Origin of the sequence: Streptomyces ficellus (genome assembly GCF_030406405.1) — a bacterium.
Taxonomy (GTDB): Bacteria; Actinomycetota; Actinomycetes; order Streptomycetales; family Streptomycetaceae; genus Streptomyces; species Streptomyces ficellus_B.
Map to the genome: position 1 here is coordinate 74,235 of NZ_JAUEPL010000027.1, position 16,615 is coordinate 90,849.

12 protein-coding genes are annotated in these 16,615 nt (G+C 72.6%); 6 read left to right on the forward strand and 6 right to left on the reverse strand.

The genetic code is table 11. From position 1 onward, the window contains the following. Positions 1–19 precede the first annotated feature (19 nt). From QWM81_RS18555 to serA, 6 genes are all read left to right on the forward strand, one after another. Entirely contained in the window at positions 20–970 is a 951-nt protein-coding gene (locus QWM81_RS18555) for a 2-hydroxyacid dehydrogenase (RefSeq protein WP_290113183.1), read from the forward strand. 307 nt (positions 971–1,277) lie between these two features. Beyond that, positions 1,278–4,178, forward strand: coding sequence for a putative bifunctional diguanylate cyclase/phosphodiesterase (locus tag QWM81_RS18560; RefSeq protein ID WP_435372394.1), 2,901 nt, complete (start codon positions 1,278–1,280; stop codon positions 4,176–4,178). Between the two features lie 213 nt (positions 4,179–4,391). Beyond that, positions 4,392–6,251, forward strand: coding sequence for an acetolactate synthase large subunit (locus QWM81_RS18565; protein ID WP_290113184.1), 1,860 nt, complete (start codon positions 4,392–4,394; stop codon positions 6,249–6,251). Positions 6,252–6,271: 20 nt separating this feature from the next. After that, positions 6,272–6,796 carry an acetolactate synthase small subunit gene (gene ilvN / locus QWM81_RS18570; protein ID WP_290113185.1) on the forward strand — a complete coding sequence of 175 codons (525 nt, stop codon included), beginning with the start codon at positions 6,272–6,274 and terminating at the stop codon, positions 6,794–6,796. An 87-nt stretch (positions 6,797–6,883) separates the two neighbouring features. Next, positions 6,884–7,885, forward strand: a complete 1,002-nt coding sequence (gene ilvC / locus QWM81_RS18575; RefSeq protein WP_290113186.1) for a ketol-acid reductoisomerase — start codon at positions 6,884–6,886, stop codon at positions 7,883–7,885. A gap of 237 nt (positions 7,886–8,122) precedes the next feature. Next, on the forward strand, positions 8,123–9,724 hold the full coding sequence (gene serA / locus QWM81_RS18580; RefSeq protein WP_290113187.1) for a phosphoglycerate dehydrogenase: 1,602 nt from the start codon (positions 8,123–8,125) through the stop codon (positions 9,722–9,724). Positions 9,725–9,828: 104 nt separating this feature from the next. Here the strand turns inward: serA and QWM81_RS18585 are convergent, their stop codons facing one another. From QWM81_RS18585 to QWM81_RS18610, 6 genes are all read right to left on the reverse strand, one after another. Then, positions 9,829–11,019: an MFS transporter gene (locus QWM81_RS18585; protein ID WP_290113188.1), complete on the reverse strand. Its 1,191-nt coding sequence runs from the start codon at positions 11,017–11,019 to the stop codon at positions 9,829–9,831. Further along, positions 11,016–11,705: an ATP-binding cassette domain-containing protein gene (locus QWM81_RS18590; protein WP_290113189.1), complete on the reverse strand. Its 690-nt coding sequence runs from the start codon at positions 11,703–11,705 to the stop codon at positions 11,016–11,018. The genes QWM81_RS18585 and QWM81_RS18590 overlap by 4 nt, the downstream gene beginning before the upstream one ends. Then, positions 11,702–12,817 (reverse strand): ABC transporter ATP-binding protein, encoded by a 1,116-nt coding sequence (locus QWM81_RS18595; RefSeq protein ID WP_290113190.1) that lies wholly within the window; start codon positions 12,815–12,817, stop codon positions 11,702–11,704. Before QWM81_RS18595 ends, QWM81_RS18590 begins: the two co-directional genes overlap by 4 nt. Then, the gene (locus QWM81_RS18600; protein WP_290113191.1) at positions 12,807–14,567 is read right to left on the reverse strand and encodes an ABC transporter permease subunit; all 1,761 of its coding nucleotides are present in this window, start codon (positions 14,565–14,567) and stop codon (positions 12,807–12,809) included. Before QWM81_RS18600 ends, QWM81_RS18595 begins: the two co-directional genes overlap by 11 nt. A 10-nt stretch (positions 14,568–14,577) precedes the next feature. After that, entirely contained in the window at positions 14,578–16,065 is a 1,488-nt protein-coding gene (locus QWM81_RS18605) for an ABC transporter substrate-binding protein (RefSeq protein WP_290113192.1), read from the reverse strand. 133 nt (positions 16,066–16,198) lie between these two features. Further along, positions 16,199–16,615, reverse strand: a 417-nt coding sequence (locus QWM81_RS18610; RefSeq protein ID WP_290113193.1) for a PucR family transcriptional regulator, incomplete at its 5' end; no start/stop codon positions are given.

Below are 16,615 nucleotides of genomic sequence, written 5' to 3' on the forward strand. Positions count from 1 at the left end.
CCAAACTAACCTCCTGACCATGACTGCTGACGTGTGGCTCCCCATTGCGGCCGAGGAGATAGACGGGCTCCCCGACTCCGCCGACTCCGGCCTGACCTACCACTTCTGGGACGGCGGCCCCGACTTCCCGGCCGACCCGGCCGACTGCGCCTTCTATGTCGTGCCCTACATGAAGGGCACGGAGATCGCGGTGCGCCCGATGGCCGCCATGACCTCCGTACGCGTCGTCCAGACCCTCTCGGCGGGGACCGACCATGTGACCCCCGGGCTCGGATCGCTGCCACCCGGTGTGGCGCTGTGCAACGCCAAGGGGGTCCACGAGGCCAGCACCGCCGAGCTGACCCTCGCGCTGATCCTCGCCTCCCTGCGCGGCATCCCCGGCTTCGTGCGCGGGCAGGACAAGGAGGAGTGGCGGGCCGGTTTCTATCCGGCGCTCGCCGACAGGTCCGTACTGATCGTGGGGTACGGGTCGATCGGCGCCGCCATCGAGGACCGGCTCGCGCCCTTTGAGTGCGCGCGGGTGGCGCGCGTCGCGCGCTCCCCGCGCACCACCGAGCGCGGGCCCGTACAGGCGCTCGGCGAGCTGCCCGCTCTCCTCCCCCAGGCGGACGTCGTCATCCTGTCCACGCCCCTGACGCCCGACACCCACCACCTCGCCGACGCCGCGTTCCTGTCCCGGATGAAGGACGGCGCCCTGCTGGTGAACGTCGCGCGCGGCCCCGTCGTGGACACCAAGGCGCTGCTCGCCGAGACCGAGACCGGCCGGATCACCGCGGCCCTCGACGTCACCGACCCGGAGCCACTGCCCCCGGGCCACCCCCTCTGGCACGCCCGCGGCGTCCTGATCAGCCCCCACGTCGGCGGCTCCACCTCCGCCTTCCTGCCCCGCGCGAAGCGGCTCATCGCCGAACAGATCACCCGATTCACCCGGGGGGAGCCGATGCGGAACGTCGTTCTGACCACGGGCTAGCCACTCTGTGGAGTGATTCCGCCGCTCTCCGTACCCATAACCCTGATGATCGTCACGGTCCGTAGATGGGCCCTGTCCGAGAGTGACGAGACTGGTGTATCGTCCCGATCTGGGGGGACGCGTCGAGCACGGACCGGCGCAGGGGAGCGACGTGATTGCCAATCAGAATCCGAGGGGGGCGACGGGCGATGCACGGTCGATGGGACAACGATGCGACGCGACGGGGCAGCCGGCAGCGGCTTACGGACGCGTTCCGGCGGACGTCGCGGCGTCCGCGCCACCCCGAGGAGCGCACCGGGGAGCTCCGGTGAGCGCCCCCGGAGTCCTCATCGAGCGACCGCCCGTCCCCGGCGGATCGATGAGCGACGGCACGAGCGGATCCACGAGCGAGGGCACGAGCGGCGGCATCGGCCGTGAAGGGGACGGCGGGACCGGCGGCCTGGTGTGCCAGCTGGTCCTCGCCGCGCTCTGCGGAGGCTATGCCGCCGGGGCCGCCGTGGGCTGGGGCTCCGAGAAAGCGGCCTTGATCATGGGCGACTTCGGCCTCAGCGCCGCCGCCCTGATCGCCTCCGTCTCGTGCTTCGTCTACGCACGCACGCGTGGCAGCCGTTTCCGCCCCGCCTGGCTGCTGTTCGCCTTCTCCTCCGCGATGGCGGCCGCCGGGAACACCGTCTGGGGCTGGTACGAGGTCGTGCTCGACCGGGAGGTGCCGAACCCCTCCATCGCCGACCTGTTCTTCCTGCTCTTCGCGCCGCCCGCCATCGTCGGACTGCTGGTCCTCGCCAAGCGGCCGGTCACCAGGGCCGGATGGATCTGCCTGGCGCTGGACTCCTGGCTGATCGGCGGCTCGCTGCTCACCCTGTCGTGGAGCCTCGCCCTCGCGCACACCGCCCACTTCGACGGTGAGAGCGTCACCCGGGCCGCGCTCTCGCTCGCCTACCCGCTGCTGGACATCGTGCTGGTGAGCATGGTGCTCGCGCTGCACTTCCGGCGCTCGCAGGCCAACCGGTCGGCCGTCCACACGGCCATCGCCGCACTCGCCCTGACGGTCCTGTGCGACGCCCTGTTCACCTCGCCGCTGCTGCGCGAGCACTACCAGTCCGGCCAGCTCCTCGACGCCGGCTGGTTCGCCGGCTCGCTGCTCCTGGCCTACGCCCCCTGGGGCAGCCGCGTGCCGGAGAGCCCCGCCCCGCCGCGCGGCCCCCGCCACCACTCCAGCCGTCCCATCGCGGGATCGCTCGCCGCACTCACGCCGTATCTCGCGGCCGCCGTGTGCACGCTGGGCATCCTCTACAACGTCATCGAGGACCGCAGGGTGGACCGGGTCGTCGTCCTCACCGGTTGTACGGTCGTGCTCGCCCTGGTCGTACGGCAGGGCATCATGCTTCTGGACAACATCGCCCTCACGCATGAACTGGCCCAGAAGGAGAACCACTTCAGGTCCCTGGTGCAGGGCTCCAGCGACGTCATCATGATCGCCGCGCCCAACGGGGTGCTCCGCTACGTCAGCCCGGCCGCCTCCGGCGTGTACGGGCGGGACGCCGACGAGCTCATCGGCTCCGAGCTGGCCTCCCTCATCCACCCCGACGACCTCGGCGGCGTCGTCCACGAGGTACGGCGGTTCCTGGCCGCCTCCCCCACGGAGGAGCCCACGACCCGCATCGAGTGCCGATTCAAGTCCGGCACCGGCGAGTGGCTCAATGTCGAGTCCACCGTCAACCGGCACCAGGGCGGCCTGATCTTCAACAGCCGGGACGTCACCGAACGGGTCCGTCTACAAGCCCAGCTCCAGCACAACGCCGAACACGACCCGCTCACCGACCTGCCCAACCGCGCCCTGTTCACCCGGCGCGTCCGGCAGGCGCTCAGCGGGCGCCGGGCCGGTGACGCGGGCACCGCCGTGCTCTTCATCGACCTGGACGGCTTCAAGGGCGTCAATGACCGGCTCGGCCACCAGGCCGGCGACGAGCTGCTGATCCAGGCCGCCCGCCGGCTCCAGGACTCCGTACGGGCGGGGGACACCGCCGCCCGGCTCGGCGGCGACGAGTTCGCCGCCCTCATCCTGGGCGACGGCGGCCGCGACCACTCCGCCCGCGAGTCGCGGGTCCACGAGATCGCCGACCGGCTGCGGCTCACGCTCTCCCAGCCGTACCGCGTCGAAGGCCAGGACGTCCGGGTCGCCGCCTCCATCGGTGTCGCCTTCGCCGAGCCCGGCATCAGCGCCGGCGACCTCCTGCGCAACGCCGACCTCGCCATGTACCGCGCCAAGGCCGGCGGCAAGAACCGCGTCGAGCTGTACGCGCCCCAGATGCAGGCCGACGTCGTACGCCGCACGGAACAGGCCACCCGGCTGCGCACCGCCCTCAAGGACGGCGAGTTCACGCTCCTGCACCAGCCCGTGGTGGACCTCACCACCGGCCGTATCGCGGCGGTCGCCGCCCAGGCGCGATGGCGCTCCACCCAGGGCATCCTGTTCACCCCGGCCGAATTCCTCCGGGTCGCGGAAGACACCGAACGCGCCTCCGAGCTCGGCCACCGGCTCCTCCAGGACGCCGTGGAGCAGGCCGCCGAACGCGCCGCGCTCGGCCACCAGGTGCCCGTCTCGGTCCGCTTCCCGGCGCGCAAGCTGGTGGACAAGTCCCTGCCGCACGGCATCATCGAAGCGCTGCTGACCAAGTACGAACTGCCCTCCGGCGCCCTGATCATCGAGCTGGCCGACAGCGACCCCCGGATCTCCTTCGACGAGCTGGAGCAGCGGCTGACGACCCTGCGCAGACTCGGCGTACGCATCGCGCTCGACGGATTCGGCAGCGGATATGCCGCGATCAACGCCCTGCGGCGGCTCCCGGTGGACATACTGAAACTGGACAGGGGCCTGGTCGAGGGCGTCGTCGAATCGGCCCGGCTCCACAAGATCACCAGTGGGCTGCTCCGCATCGCCTGCGACCTCGGCATGCAGTCCGTGGCCGACGGCGTCGACGCACCGGAGCAGGTCCTGGCGCTACGCGCGATGGGGTGCACCCATGGGCAGGGAATGGCCTTCTCCGGACCCCTCGACGAGTACCGGCTGCGCCGCGCTCTGGCCCGGGGCGAGTACGCGCTCCCCAGCCGCGCCGCCCTGCCGGTGCTCACCGGAGGCGCCCTCCCTGCCATGCGCGCACACCACGCGCTGCGCCCACATAATGAGACGCGTGTCCCACCCACTTGACACTGGTGGTGCGCCGGGGGGAGGGTCAATGCCATGCGCACCCGAATTCTCGTACTTGGAAAGCGCGTCGGCTGAGCACGGCCTGTTCATGGCCCTGCGGACCCACACCGGCGCGCTCCCCTCGCTTGCCTCACGGCACGAGGGGTTTTTTGTTGCACTGGCACCTGCCAAACCCGCTAAACCTTCGCAAAAACCCTCAGCTTCGAGAAGAGAATGCCGATGACCGAGCAGGCCACCGGGGCCCACCATCCGCAGCCGCGGGCCCGTAACGGCGGACAGCCCTCCGCCACCGTTGAGCACGTCACGGGTGCGCAGTCCCTCATCCGCTCTCTCGAGGAAGTGGGCGCCGACACGGTATTCGGCATCCCCGGCGGCGCCATCCTCCCCGCGTACGACCCGATGATGGACTCCACCCGGGTCCGTCACGTCCTCGTCCGCCACGAGCAGGGCGCGGGCCACGCCGCGACCGGCTACGCCCAGGCGACCGGCAAGGTCGGCGTCTGCATGGCCACCTCCGGGCCGGGCGCCACCAACCTGGTCACCCCGATCGCCGACGCGCACATGGACTCCGTCCCGCTGGTCGCGATCACCGGCCAGGTCGCCTCCAAGGCCATCGGCACGGACGCCTTCCAGGAGGCGGACATCTGCGGCATCACCATGCCGATCACCAAGCACAACTTCCTGGTCACCAAGGCCGAGGACATCCCCAAGACGATCGCCGAGGCGTTCCACATCGCCTCCACCGGCCGCCCCGGCCCGGTCCTGGTCGACATCGCCAAGGACGCCCTCCAGGCCCGTACCACCTTCAGCTGGCCGCCGCAGCTGGACCTGCCCGGCTACCGCCCGGTGACCAAGCCGCACGCCAAGCAGATCCGCGAGGCCGCCAAGCTCATCACCCAGGCCAAGCGCCCCGTCCTGTACGTCGGCGGCGGCGTCCTGAAGGCCGGCGCCACCGCCGAGCTGAAGGTCCTCGCCGAGCTGACCCAGGCCCCCGTCACCACCACCCTGATGGCGCTGGGCGCGTTCCCCGACAGCCACCCGCTGCACGTCGGCATGCCCGGCATGCACGGTGCCGTCACGGCCGTCACGGCGCTCCAGAAGGCCGACCTGATCGTCGCCCTCGGCGCCCGCTTCGACGACCGCGTCACGGGCAAGCTCGACAGCTTCGCGCCCTTCGCGAAGATCGTCCACGCGGACATCGACCCGGCCGAGATCGGCAAGAACCGCACGGCCGACGTGCCGATCGTCGGTGACGCCCGCGAGGTCATCGCCGACCTGGTCCAGGCCGTCCAGGCGGAGCACACCGAGGGCAACACCGGCGACTACAGCGCCTGGTGGAAGGACCTCAGCCGCTGGCGCGACACCTACCCGCTCGGCTTCGAGCAGCCCGAGGACGGCAGCCTCGCGCCGCAGCAGGTCATCCAGCGCATCGGGCAGCTCGCCCCCGAGGGCACCATCTACGCGGCCGGCGTCGGCCAGCACCAGATGTGGGCCGCCCACTTCATCGACTACGAGAAGCCCGCCACCTGGCTCAACTCCGGTGGCGCCGGAACCATGGGCTACGCCGTCCCGGCCGCCATGGGCGCCAAGGCCGGCATGCCGGACCGCACGGTCTGGGCGATCGACGGCGACGGCTGCTTCCAGATGACCAACCAGGAACTGGTCACCTGCGCGCTGAACAACATCCCCATCAAGGTCGCCATCATCAACAACGGCGCCCTCGGAATGGTCCGCCAGTGGCAGACCCTCTTCTACAACCAGCGCTACTCCAACACCGTGCTGCACTCCGGCCCGGAGGCGGACGGCAAGCAGCCCAGCGCCGGCACCCGCGTCCCGGACTTCGTCAAGCTGTCCGAGGCCATGGGCTGTGTCGCGATGCGCTGTGAGCGCCCGGAGGACCTGGACAAGGTCATCGCCGAGGCCAACGCCATCAACGACCGCCCGGTCGTCATCGACTTCATCGTCCACGAGGACGCCATGGTGTGGCCGATGGTCGCCGCCGGCACCTCCAACGACGAGGTCATGGCCGCGCGCGGTGTCCGCCCCGACTTCGGCGACAACGAAGACGACTGAGAGAGAGCTGAGTCAAGAACATGTCCAAGCACACGCTCTCCGTCCTGGTGGAGAACACGCCCGGCATCCTCGCCAGGATCGCCGCCCTGTTCTCCCGCCGCGGCTTCAACATCGACTCACTCGCCGTCGGTGTCACCGAGCACCCCGACATCTCCCGCATCACCATCGTGGTCAATGTCGCGGACCTGCCGCTGGAGCAGGTGACCAAGCAGCTCAACAAGCTGGTCAACGTCCTGAAGATCGTCGAACTGGAGCCCAGCGCCGCGATCCAGCGCGAGCTGGTCCTGGTGAAGGTCCGCGCCGACAACGAGACCCGCTCCCAGATCGTCGAGATCGTCCAGCTGTTCCGCGCCAAGACCGTGGACGTCTCGCCCGAGGCGGTCACCATCGAGGCCACCGGTTCGAGTGACAAGCTGGACGCGATGCTGAAGATGCTGGAGCAGTTCGGCATCAAGGAACTGGTCCAGTCCGGCACGATCGCCATAGGGCGTGGTTCGCGGTCCATCACCGACCGCAGCCTGCGGGCCCTGGACCGGTCCGCGTAACCGTCCCGCGTAGTAAGACCCCTCGACTTTGTCATCCCTCCCCGCCGTACGGTGGGACGCAACATCAGCACACCAAGGAGAAACCCAGTGGCCGAGCTGTTCTACGACGACGACGCCGACCTGTCCATCATCCAGGGCCGCAAGGTCGCGGTGATCGGCTACGGCAGCCAGGGCCACGCCCACGCGCTGTCGCTCCGTGACTCGGGTGTCGACGTCCGCGTCGGTCTGCACGAGGGCTCCACGTCCAAGGCGAAGGCCGAGGAGCAGGGCCTGCGCGTCGTCACCCCCTCCGAGGCCGCCGCCGAGGCCGACGTCATCATGATCCTGATCCCGGACCCCATCCAGGCCCAGGTCTACGAGGAGTCCATCGCCCCGAACCTGAAGGACGGCGACGCGCTGTTCTTCGCCCACGGCTTCAACGTCCGCTTCGGCTTCATCAAGGCCCCGGCCGGCGTCGACGTCGCCCTGGTCGCCCCCAAGGGCCCCGGCCACCTGGTCCGCCGCCAGTACGAGGAGGGGCGCGGCGTCCCGGCGATCGCGGCCGTCGAGCAGGACGCCACCGGCAACGCCTTCGCGCTGGCCCTCTCGTACGCCAAGGCCATCGGCGGCACCCGCGCGGGCGTCATCAAGACGACCTTCACCGAGGAGACCGAGACGGACCTGTTCGGTGAGCAGGCCGTGCTGTGCGGCGGAACGTCCGCTCTGGTGAAGGCCGGCTTCGAGACCCTGGTCGAGGCGGGCTACCAGCCGGAGATCGCGTACTTCGAGTGCCTCCACGAGCTGAAGCTGATCGTGGACCTGATGTACGAGGGCGGCCTGGAGAAGATGCGCTGGTCGGTCTCCGAGACCGCCGAGTGGGGCGACTACGTCACCGGCCCGCGCATCATCACCGACCAGACCAAGGCCGAGATGAAGAAGGTCCTCGCCGAGATCCAGGACGGCACGTTCGCCAAGAACTGGATGGACGAATACCACGGCGGTCTGAAGAAGTACAACGAGTACAAGACGCAGGACGAGAACCACCTGCTGGAGACCACCGGCAAGGAGCTGCGCAAGCTCATGAGCTGGGTCGACAACGACGAGGCGTAAGCCTCATGGCGGCGGGTCCGGACAGGGCGTCCGGGCCCGCCCGTCTTCATTGGACTCGTTGTCCAACCACGGATGGGTGATCCTTCCGCCGCGGCGGAAAAGACGCCACGCGCCACCACTACACTTCTCAACACATACGCGTCAGGCCCACAGCGTCGTGCGTCTTCCACGCGGAAAGCCCCTCCACCGCCTGCGGCCGTCGGGACGGCCGTCCGCACTGGACTTGTGAGGACCCTCGTGAGCTCGCACCCCCCGAAAAAGCCGGTCGTACTGATCGCTGAAGAGCTGTCGCCCGCCACCGTCGACGCGCTGGGCCCGGACTTCGAGATCCGGCACTGCAACGGCGCCGACCGGGCCGAACTGCTGCCCGCCATCGCGGACGTGGACGCCATCCTGGTGCGCTCCGCCACCAAGGTCGACGCCGAGGCGATCGCCGCCGCGAACAAGCTGAAGGTCGTCGCCCGCGCCGGCGTCGGCCTCGACAACGTCGACGTATCGGCCGCCACCAAGGCCGGTGTGATGGTGGTCAACGCGCCGACGTCCAACATCGTCACCGCCGCCGAGCTGGCGTGCGGTCTGCTCGTCGCCATCGCACGCAACATCCCGCAGGCCAACACCGCCCTCAAGAACGGCGAGTGGAAGCGCAGCAAGTACACGGGCGTCGAGCTCAGCGAGAAGACCCTCGGCGTCGTCGGCCTCGGCCGCATCGGTGTGCTGGTCGCCCAGCGCATGTCGGCCTTCGGCATGAAGATCGTCGCCTACGACCCCTATGTGCAGCCGGCCCGCGCCGCGCAGATGGGCGTCAAGCTGCTGACGCTGGACGAGCTGCTGGAGGTCTCCGACTTCATCACCGTCCACCTGCCGAAGACCCCCGAGACGCTCGGCCTGATCGGCGACGAGGCCCTGCACAAGGTGAAGCCGACCGTGCGGATCGTCAACGCCGCGCGCGGCGGGATCGTGGACGAGGCCGCGCTGTACTCGGCGCTCAAGGAGGGCCGGGTCGCGGGCGCGGGCCTCGACGTGTACGCCAAGGAGCCCTGCACGGACTCCCCGCTGTTCGAGCTCGACCAGGTCGTCTGCACCCCGCACCTGGGTGCCTCCACGGACGAGGCGCAGGAGAAGGCCGGTATCGCGGTCGCCCGCTCCGTGCGGCTCGCCCTCGCCGGTGAGCTGGTCCCCGACGCGGTCAACGTCCAGGGCGGCGTGATCGCCGAGGACGTCAAGCCGGGTCTGCCGCTCGCGGAGCGCCTGGGCCGGATCTTCACCGCGCTGGCGGGCGAGGTCGCGGTCCGGCTGGATGTCGAGGTGTACGGCGAGATCACCCAGCACGACGTCAAGGTGCTCGAACTGTCCGCGCTCAAGGGCGTCTTCGAGGACGTCGTGGACGAGACGGTCAGTTACGTCAACGCGCCGCTGTTCGCGCAGGAGCGGGGCGTCGAGGTCCGCCTGACGACCAGCTCGGAGTCCCCGGACCACCGCAACGTGGTCACCGTGCGCGGCACCCTGTCGGGCGGCGAGGAGGTGGCGGTCTCCGGCACGCTGGCCGGCCCCAAGCACCTCCAGAAGATCGTCGCCGTCGGTGACTACGACGTGGACCTGGCCCTGGCCGACCACATGGTCGTCCTGCGGTACGAGGACCGTCCCGGTGTCGTCGGCACCCTCGGCCGCATCCTCGGCGAGGCCGGCCTGAACATCGCGGGCATGCAGGTCGCCCGCGCGGAGGAGGGCGGCGAGGCCCTCGCGGTCCTCACCGTGGACGACACGGTCCCGCAGCAGGTCCTCACGGAGCTCGCGGAGGAGGTCGGCGCGACGTCGGCCCGCTCGGTGAACCTGGTCTGACGGCCGGCGGCCACCGCCGTACGCGTACGACGCACCCGGCGCCCGGAGACTTCTTCGGCGCCGGGTGCGTCGTTTCTCCGCTACGCCCAGCGCGTCCGCGAGGCTCAGCCCACCGGGGCCGATGCCCGAGGGGAGCCCGGCACCACGGCGAGCCCCAGCAGGGGGACGGCCGCCAGCGCCGCCCAGAGCCACCCGCCGCCGGACTCCACCAGCGCACCCGCCGGGGCGCCCGCGGCCAGCACCACCAGCCCCGACAGCGAGGACAGCGCCCCGGTGTAGAGCCCCAGCCGCCGCTCGTCCACCAGGTCCGGCAGCCAGGCGCGCACGGCGGGCGTCACCAGCATCTGGCCCACCGACAGCAGGACCACGAACGCCACCGACGGCCACACCCCGCCGACCGGCCGCAGGGCGCCCGCCACCGCGAACGACGCGGCGATCACCAGCAGGCCGGCCCGGACCGACGTACGCCACGACAGCCGGGCCCCCACCCAGCGCTCCAGCGGCAGCTGCCCGGCCACCACCAGCGCCGACGACAGGGCGAACAGCCAGCCGAGCGCCGCCTGGGAGCCCGTCGCCCGGTCCAGTTCGGCGGGCAGGGCCAGGTACAGCTGGTTGTAGGCCAGCAGGTACGTGGCGTACGCGAAGGTCAGCGCCAGGAAGGGGCGGTGGCGCAGCATCTCCCGTACCGCGGGCGCGCCGCCGGGGCGCACCGCGAGCCCCGCCCGCGTCCCCGGCCGGCGCGGCATCAGGCGGGCGTGCCCGGCCAGGACCAGCGTGAAGACCGCGGCGCCCACCAGGCAGGCCACCGGGAAGTGCCCCTGGAGCAGCAGCGCCCCGAGCACCGGGCCGGTCAGCGCACCCGCCTGGCCGCCCGCCGAGAACCGGGCCAGCACCCGGGTGCGCGGCAGGCCGGTCGCCCGCTCCAGCCGTACCGCCTCGCGCGCGATCTCCGACTCCACGGCCGGCGAGAACAGCGCGGCGGCGAACCCCACCAGCAAAACCGCGCCGACCACCGCCCCCACCGCGTCCGCGAAGGCGAGCCAGCCGAAGCCCGCCACCCGCAGCGCGCAGCCGGCCAGCACCACCGGGCGCGGCCCGAACCGGTCGGTGAGCGCCCCGCCGACCACGAACAGGCCCTGCTGGCTGAACGTCCGCAGGCCCAGCACCAGGCCGACGAGCCAGCCGCCCAGGCCGAGCGTGCCGCTCAAGTGGTCGGCCAGGTAGGGCAGTACGGCGAAGAAGCCCACGTTGAACGCGAGCTGGCTGCCGATCAGCAGCCGCGCGAGCGGGCTCATACGATCCGTTCGATCCGTCCGGCCCGCATCTCGGCGGTCCGGTCGGCGAAGTGCCGCACCAGCGCCATGTCATGGGAGATGAACAGGTAGCCCAGCCCCCTGCGCTCCTGGAGCCCGGCGAGGAGGTTGAGGATCCCGGCGCGTACGGAAGGGTCGAGGGCGGAGACCGGCTCGTCCAGGACCAGCAGGCGCGGGTCGCTGGCCAGGGCGCGGGCGATCCCGGCGCGCTGGCACTGGCCGCCGGACAGCTCGTGCGGCAGCCGGTCGCCGTGCGCCGGGTCCAGCCCGACCGTCTCCAGCAGTTCGGCGACCCTGGCCGGGCCGGTCACCGCGTCCCAGCGGCCCTGTACGCGCAGCGGTTCGGCGATCGCGGCGCGGATGCGCTGCCGGGGGCTCAGCGAGCCGTACGGGTCCTGGAAGACCGGCTGCATCGCCGGGCGCAGCGGGCGCAGTTCGCGCTCGCCGAGCCGGGTCAGCTCCCGGCCCTCGAACCACACCTCGCCGCCGGCCGGGCGGCGCAGTCGCAGCACGGCCGCCGCGGTGGAGGACTTGCCGCACCCAGAAGGGCCGGTCAGGGCGAGGGTCTCACCGGCGCGGAGGGTGAAGGAGACCCGGTCGACGGCGACGGCCGCTCCGTACCGTACGACCAGCTCACGCACGTCGAGCAGCGGCGGGCTGGGGTTCACGCCTTCTCCAGGAACACATCGGCGGGGGACTCGGGCAGCCGGGACCAGTGGTGGCACGAGACGTCCCGGCCGTCCACGGGCTGGGGTTCGGGCCGCTCGGCGCGGCAGCGGGCGTCGGAGAGCGGGCAGCGCGGCGCGAACGGGCAGCCGCCTGCCGCCTCGTCGCCCCGGTCGGGCGCGCAGGGCGTCCGGCCCATCGCGGGCAGCCGGCGGCCCCGGCCGGGCACGGGCTCGTCGGGCGGCAGGGAGGCCAGGAGGCCCGCGGTGTACGGGGCGCGGGGGTGCGCGAAGACCCGCCTCACGGGGCCGGATTCGACGTGCCGCCCGGCGTAGACCACCAGTACGCGGTCGGCGTGGTCGCGGACGGCCTCCAGGTCGTGGGTGACCAGGACGAGGGCCGCGCCGGTCGCCTCCCGCTGCTCGCCCAGCAGCCGGAGCGCCTGCTCCCGCATCTCGGGGTCGAGGGCGGTGGTGGGCTCGTCGGCGACGACCAGGTCGGGTTCGTTGACCATCGCCATGGCGATGACGGCCCGCTGGCGCATCCCGCCGGAGAACTCGTGCGGATACGCCCGTGCCCGGGCCGCCGGAATCCCGACCCGTTCCAGCGCCTCGGCCGCCTTCACGCGCGCGTGCCGCCGGGAAAGGCCCTGGACGGACCGGACGGCGGCGGCCAGCTGGTCACCGACCGGGTGCACGGGTGACAGCGCGGACAGCGAATCCTGCGGTACGAAGGCGATCCGGCGGCCCCACAGGGGTGCCAGTACGGACGGCTTGGCGCCGACGAGCTCGATGGCGCCGGCGGAGGTGGCGCCGGGGCAGGTGGCACCGGGAGGCCGGATACCGCCGGGCGCGGTGGCCGGCGCTCGTTCGCCGTCACCCGCCCCCGCCCCCGCCCGCGTGGCGGGGCGCAGGCGGACGCTGCCGCGGATCGTCGCCTCGCGTGGTGCCATGCCCAGGAGCGACCGGGCGGTCAGGGACTTGCCGGCCCCGGACTCGCCGACCAGGGCGAACACCTCGCCCTCCCGGACGTCGAACGACAGCCCCCGTACGGCCTCGGCGGCGCCGAACGCGACGCGCAGGTCGCGTACGGACAGCAGGGGATCACAGCGCACGGGTCACCGCCTCCGGGAGCCGGGCGCCGGCGCGGCTGGGACGGGCGGGACCGGTGGTCCGGGCCTGGGCGTACGCCGCCAGGGACACCGCCAGCGCGGCCATCATGGCGAGGGCGCACGCCGGGGCCAGCGCCGCCCACGGGGCCCGCTCAACATAGGCGCGGGATTCGTCCAGGAGCAGCCCCCACTCGGGTGCGGGCGGCTGGGCGCCCAGGCCGAGGAAGCCGAGCGAGGCGAGCGCGAGGGCGATGCCGGGCAGCCGCAGCACCGCGTGCCGGGCCACCGGGCCGGCGACCGAGGGCAGGACGTGCCGGGTGAGGATCCAGCCGGGCCCGGCGCCGATCGCCTTCTGGGCCAGCAGGAAGCCGGAGGCCCGTACCTCCTGCACCAGCGCCGCGGCGTGGGCGGCGAGCGGCGGCCAGGAGATCAGGGCCACGGCGAGCGCCGCACCGCCGGTGCCGGGGCCGAGGACCGCCGCGACCAGGATGCCGACGATCACGGGCGGCAGGCTGTTGGCGATGTCCGACGTGCCGGAGGCGACGCTCGGTACGAACCCCAGCACGAGCGCCAGCAGGAAGCTGAGCAGGCACACCGCGGCGGCCGTGCCGACCGTCGCCGCCGCGCCGTGCCCCAGCCGCGCCAGGACGTCCCGTCCGAGGCCGTCGGTGCCCAGCGGGTGCGCCAGGGACGGCGCGGCGAGGCGGACCGTCGTGTCCACCGCGTACGGATCGCGCAGCAGCCCCCAGCCGATCACCGTGAGCAGCACGGCGGCCAGCGTCACCGGCAGCAGCGGGCCGACGCGCATGGGCCGGGGCGCCGGCAGCGTCAGCCCGGCGTCGCGCAGGCCGGGGCCCAGCAGCCGGCGCCGTACCAGCGCGGCGAGCACGCCCGTCGCCAGGCCCAGCGCGAGCAGCGCCAGTACCGCGCCCTGGAGCAGCGGAAGGTCCTGGGACTTGGCCGCGCCCAGCGCCGTACGGCCGATACCGGGCACCGCGAAGACCGTCTCGACGGCGACCGCGCCGCCCGTCAGGCCCACGAGGACCATCCCGAACTGCGGTACCAGCGGCGGTAGGACGCGCTTCAGGGCGGCCGCGGCGACCCGCGCCCCGCTCACTCCGGAGCCGCGCCACAGCTCGCCCCACCGCTCGTCGAGTACGGCGGGCAGCGCGTCGGCGACGAGTTGTCCGAGCAGGCCGCCGGCGGGGACGCCGAGGGCGACGGCGGGCAGCACCAGATGGGCGGGGCCCTGCCAGCCGGAGGTGGGCAGCACGGCCAGCCACACCCCGCACACGAGGAGCGCCACGGTGGCCAGCAGGAACTCCGGCAGCGAGGCGAGCATCGCGGCGAGCGCGCCGGAGCCTCCCCGCTTCCGGGAGCGGCCGCGTACCAGGACGGGGACCACCAGGGCGGCCGCGACCAGCAGCGCGACGGCGAGCGCGGCGCCCATCAGGCCCAGCGACACCTGGAGCCCCACGACCACGGACGGCCCGACGTCCGTGCCGGACACCCACGAGGTGCCCAGGTCGCCGCGGACCAGGCCGGCGGCCCAGTCCCGGAGCAGGGTGAGGGGACCGGCGTCGAGACCGAGATCGGCCCGGATGGCGGCCAGTGCCTCGGGCGTGGCCTCCTGTTCGGCCGAGCGGGCCCGCAGGACGGTGAGCGCCGGGTCCCTGCCGGAGAGCCAGGGCAGCAGTCCCACGACCGCGAGGACGGCCGCCAGTCCGGCCGCCCGTATGAACCCCGCTTTCATCCGGCGGCGCTCACTTGACCTGGGTGTCGGCGGTGACGAGCAGCCGCTCGCGCGGGTCGTGCGCGGCGCCCACGACGCCGGCCGCGTCGCCCTGGATGACGCGCTCGTGCAGCATCGGCACGGCGGCGTCGGTGGCCAGCACGGCGGCCTCGGCCGCGATCACGGCCTTGCGGCGGGCGTCGCCGGTCGGTGTCGCCGCGGCCTTGTCCAGCGCCTTGTCGACGGCGGGGTCGGCGAGCTGGGAGATGTTGAAGGAGCCCTGGGAGGCGAAGTCGCTGTAGAGGTACGCGGCGGGGTCGCCGGAGTCGAGGATCGTCGCCCGGGACAGGATGAACGCGTCGAAGGCGCCGGAGAGCGCGTCGGACTCGATGTTGGCGTACTCGCGCACCTCCAGCTTCACCGTGAACCCGGCCTTCTGGAGCTGCTGCTGGAGCGTCTGGGCCACCTCGGGCAGCTCGGCCCGGTCGGTGAAGGTGCCGATGGTGATCGCGGCGCCGCCCGGCTTGCCCGGGGCGGTCCGCTTCAGCGGCGTACGCAGGCCGTTCGCCCAGGGCAGGGCGGGGCCGAGCAGGCCGCGGGCGGTGTCTGCGCGGCCCTCGTACACGCCCTTGACGATCGCGGGGGCGTCGATCGCCGCGCGGGCCGCCGCGCGCAGCTTCGGGTCGGTGAAGACGCCCTTCTCGGTGTGGAGGTACAGGGTGTTGGTGCGCGGCATCGGGACCTCGGTGATCAGGTCCTGGTCGAGCAGCGCGGCCTGGGAGACCGGGATGGCCTCCACGATGTCGGCCTCACCGCTGCGCAGGGCGGCGGCCCGCGCCGTGCCGTCCGGGACGAACGTCACGTCGATGCCCGGGGCCTTGGCCTTCTTGCCCCAGTAGCCGTCGTAGCGGTCCAGGGAGGCGGAGGAGGTGCCGTTGACCTTCGTGAGCCGGAAGGGGCCGGTGCCTGCGCCGACCGGGTCGACGGTCTTCCCCCGGTACGCCCTGGCCGCCAGGATCGACAGCTGCGGCGAGCTGAGCCGCTGCGGGACGAGCGGGTCCTCGGTGGCGGTGGTCACGGTGACCGTGTTGCCCGAGGCCTTCACGGTGAGGTCGACGCCGTCGAGGATGCGGGGCTTGGGGGAGGCGGTGGCGGCGCGGGTGAGGGAGCGCTCGACGGCCTGGGCGGTGAGCTCGGTGCCGTCGTGGAAGGTGACGCCGTCGCGCAGGGTGAACGTCCAGGTCTTGCCCTGCTGCTGCCAGGCGGTGGCGAGCGCGGGGACGGCGTCGCCCTCGGCGTCGAGGGTGACGAGGGTCTCGGCGGTGGACCAGCGCGACAGCTTGAAGGCGTCGTCGGTGAGGGGGGAGAGGCCCGAGCGCGGCGGGTTCATCATCGCCACGCGTATGCGCTTCCCGCCGTCCGCCGCGCTCTGCGGAGTGCCGGCGAAGCACCCGGTGAGCAGGACGGAGGCGGAGGCCAGGGCGGTGACGGGGAGGAGACGGGCAGTCAGGCGGCGCACGGGGGCACCCTTCCGGGCAGGGGAGGTCGATTGGGGTGCGCCGACCGTAGCAAATGGTTATGGTTTTCAACAACTGCTCGCGGGCCGCCCCCTCAGGGGTGCGCCTCGGTCACCGTCCGAGCCTCGGTCACCGTCAGAGGTGGTGCGCCTTGAGGGCCATGTGGAGCAGCAGGCGGCCCTCCCCGTCGTCGAGGTCCAGGCCGGTCAGCTGTTCCACCCGGGACAGGCGGTAGTAGAGCGTCTGGCGGTGGATGCCCAGAGCGGCGGCGGTACGGCCCGCCTGGCCGGCGCAGTCGAGGAACACCTCGGCGGTACGGGCCAGTTCCGCGTGCGCCGGGGTGAGCAGCGGCCGCACCGCCGGGTCGTCGGCCGGGCCGTCGGTCAGCGCGGTGAGCAGCCGGTACGGGCCGATGGACGACCACTGCGCGACCGGGCCGAGCCTGGGCTGGGCCAGGGCGGCGCGGGCCGCCGACGTCGCCTCGCGCCACGCCTCGCCCAGCTCGGCCGTTCCGCGGCGGGCGTCCGCGACCCCGGCCGCGACCGCCGCGGC

What these genes read in the sequence shown, in the direction of transcription:
- QWM81_RS18600 (WP_290113191.1), bottom strand. Translation starts at nt 14,567, where the DNA reads ATGAAAGCGGGGTTCATACGGGCGGCCGGACTGGCGGCCGTCCTCGCG.
- QWM81_RS18585 (WP_290113188.1), bottom strand. Translation starts at nt 11,019, where the DNA reads ATGAGCCCGCTCGCGCGGCTGCTGATCGGCAGCCAGCTCGCGTTCAAC.
- ilvN (WP_290113185.1), top strand. Translation starts at nt 6,272, where the DNA reads ATGTCCAAGCACACGCTCTCCGTCCTGGTGGAGAACACGCCCGGCATC.
- QWM81_RS18555 (WP_290113183.1), top strand. Translation starts at nt 20, where the DNA reads ATGACTGCTGACGTGTGGCTCCCCATTGCGGCCGAGGAGATAGACGGG.
- QWM81_RS18565 (WP_290113184.1), top strand. Translation starts at nt 4,392, where the DNA reads ATGCCGATGACCGAGCAGGCCACCGGGGCCCACCATCCGCAGCCGCGG.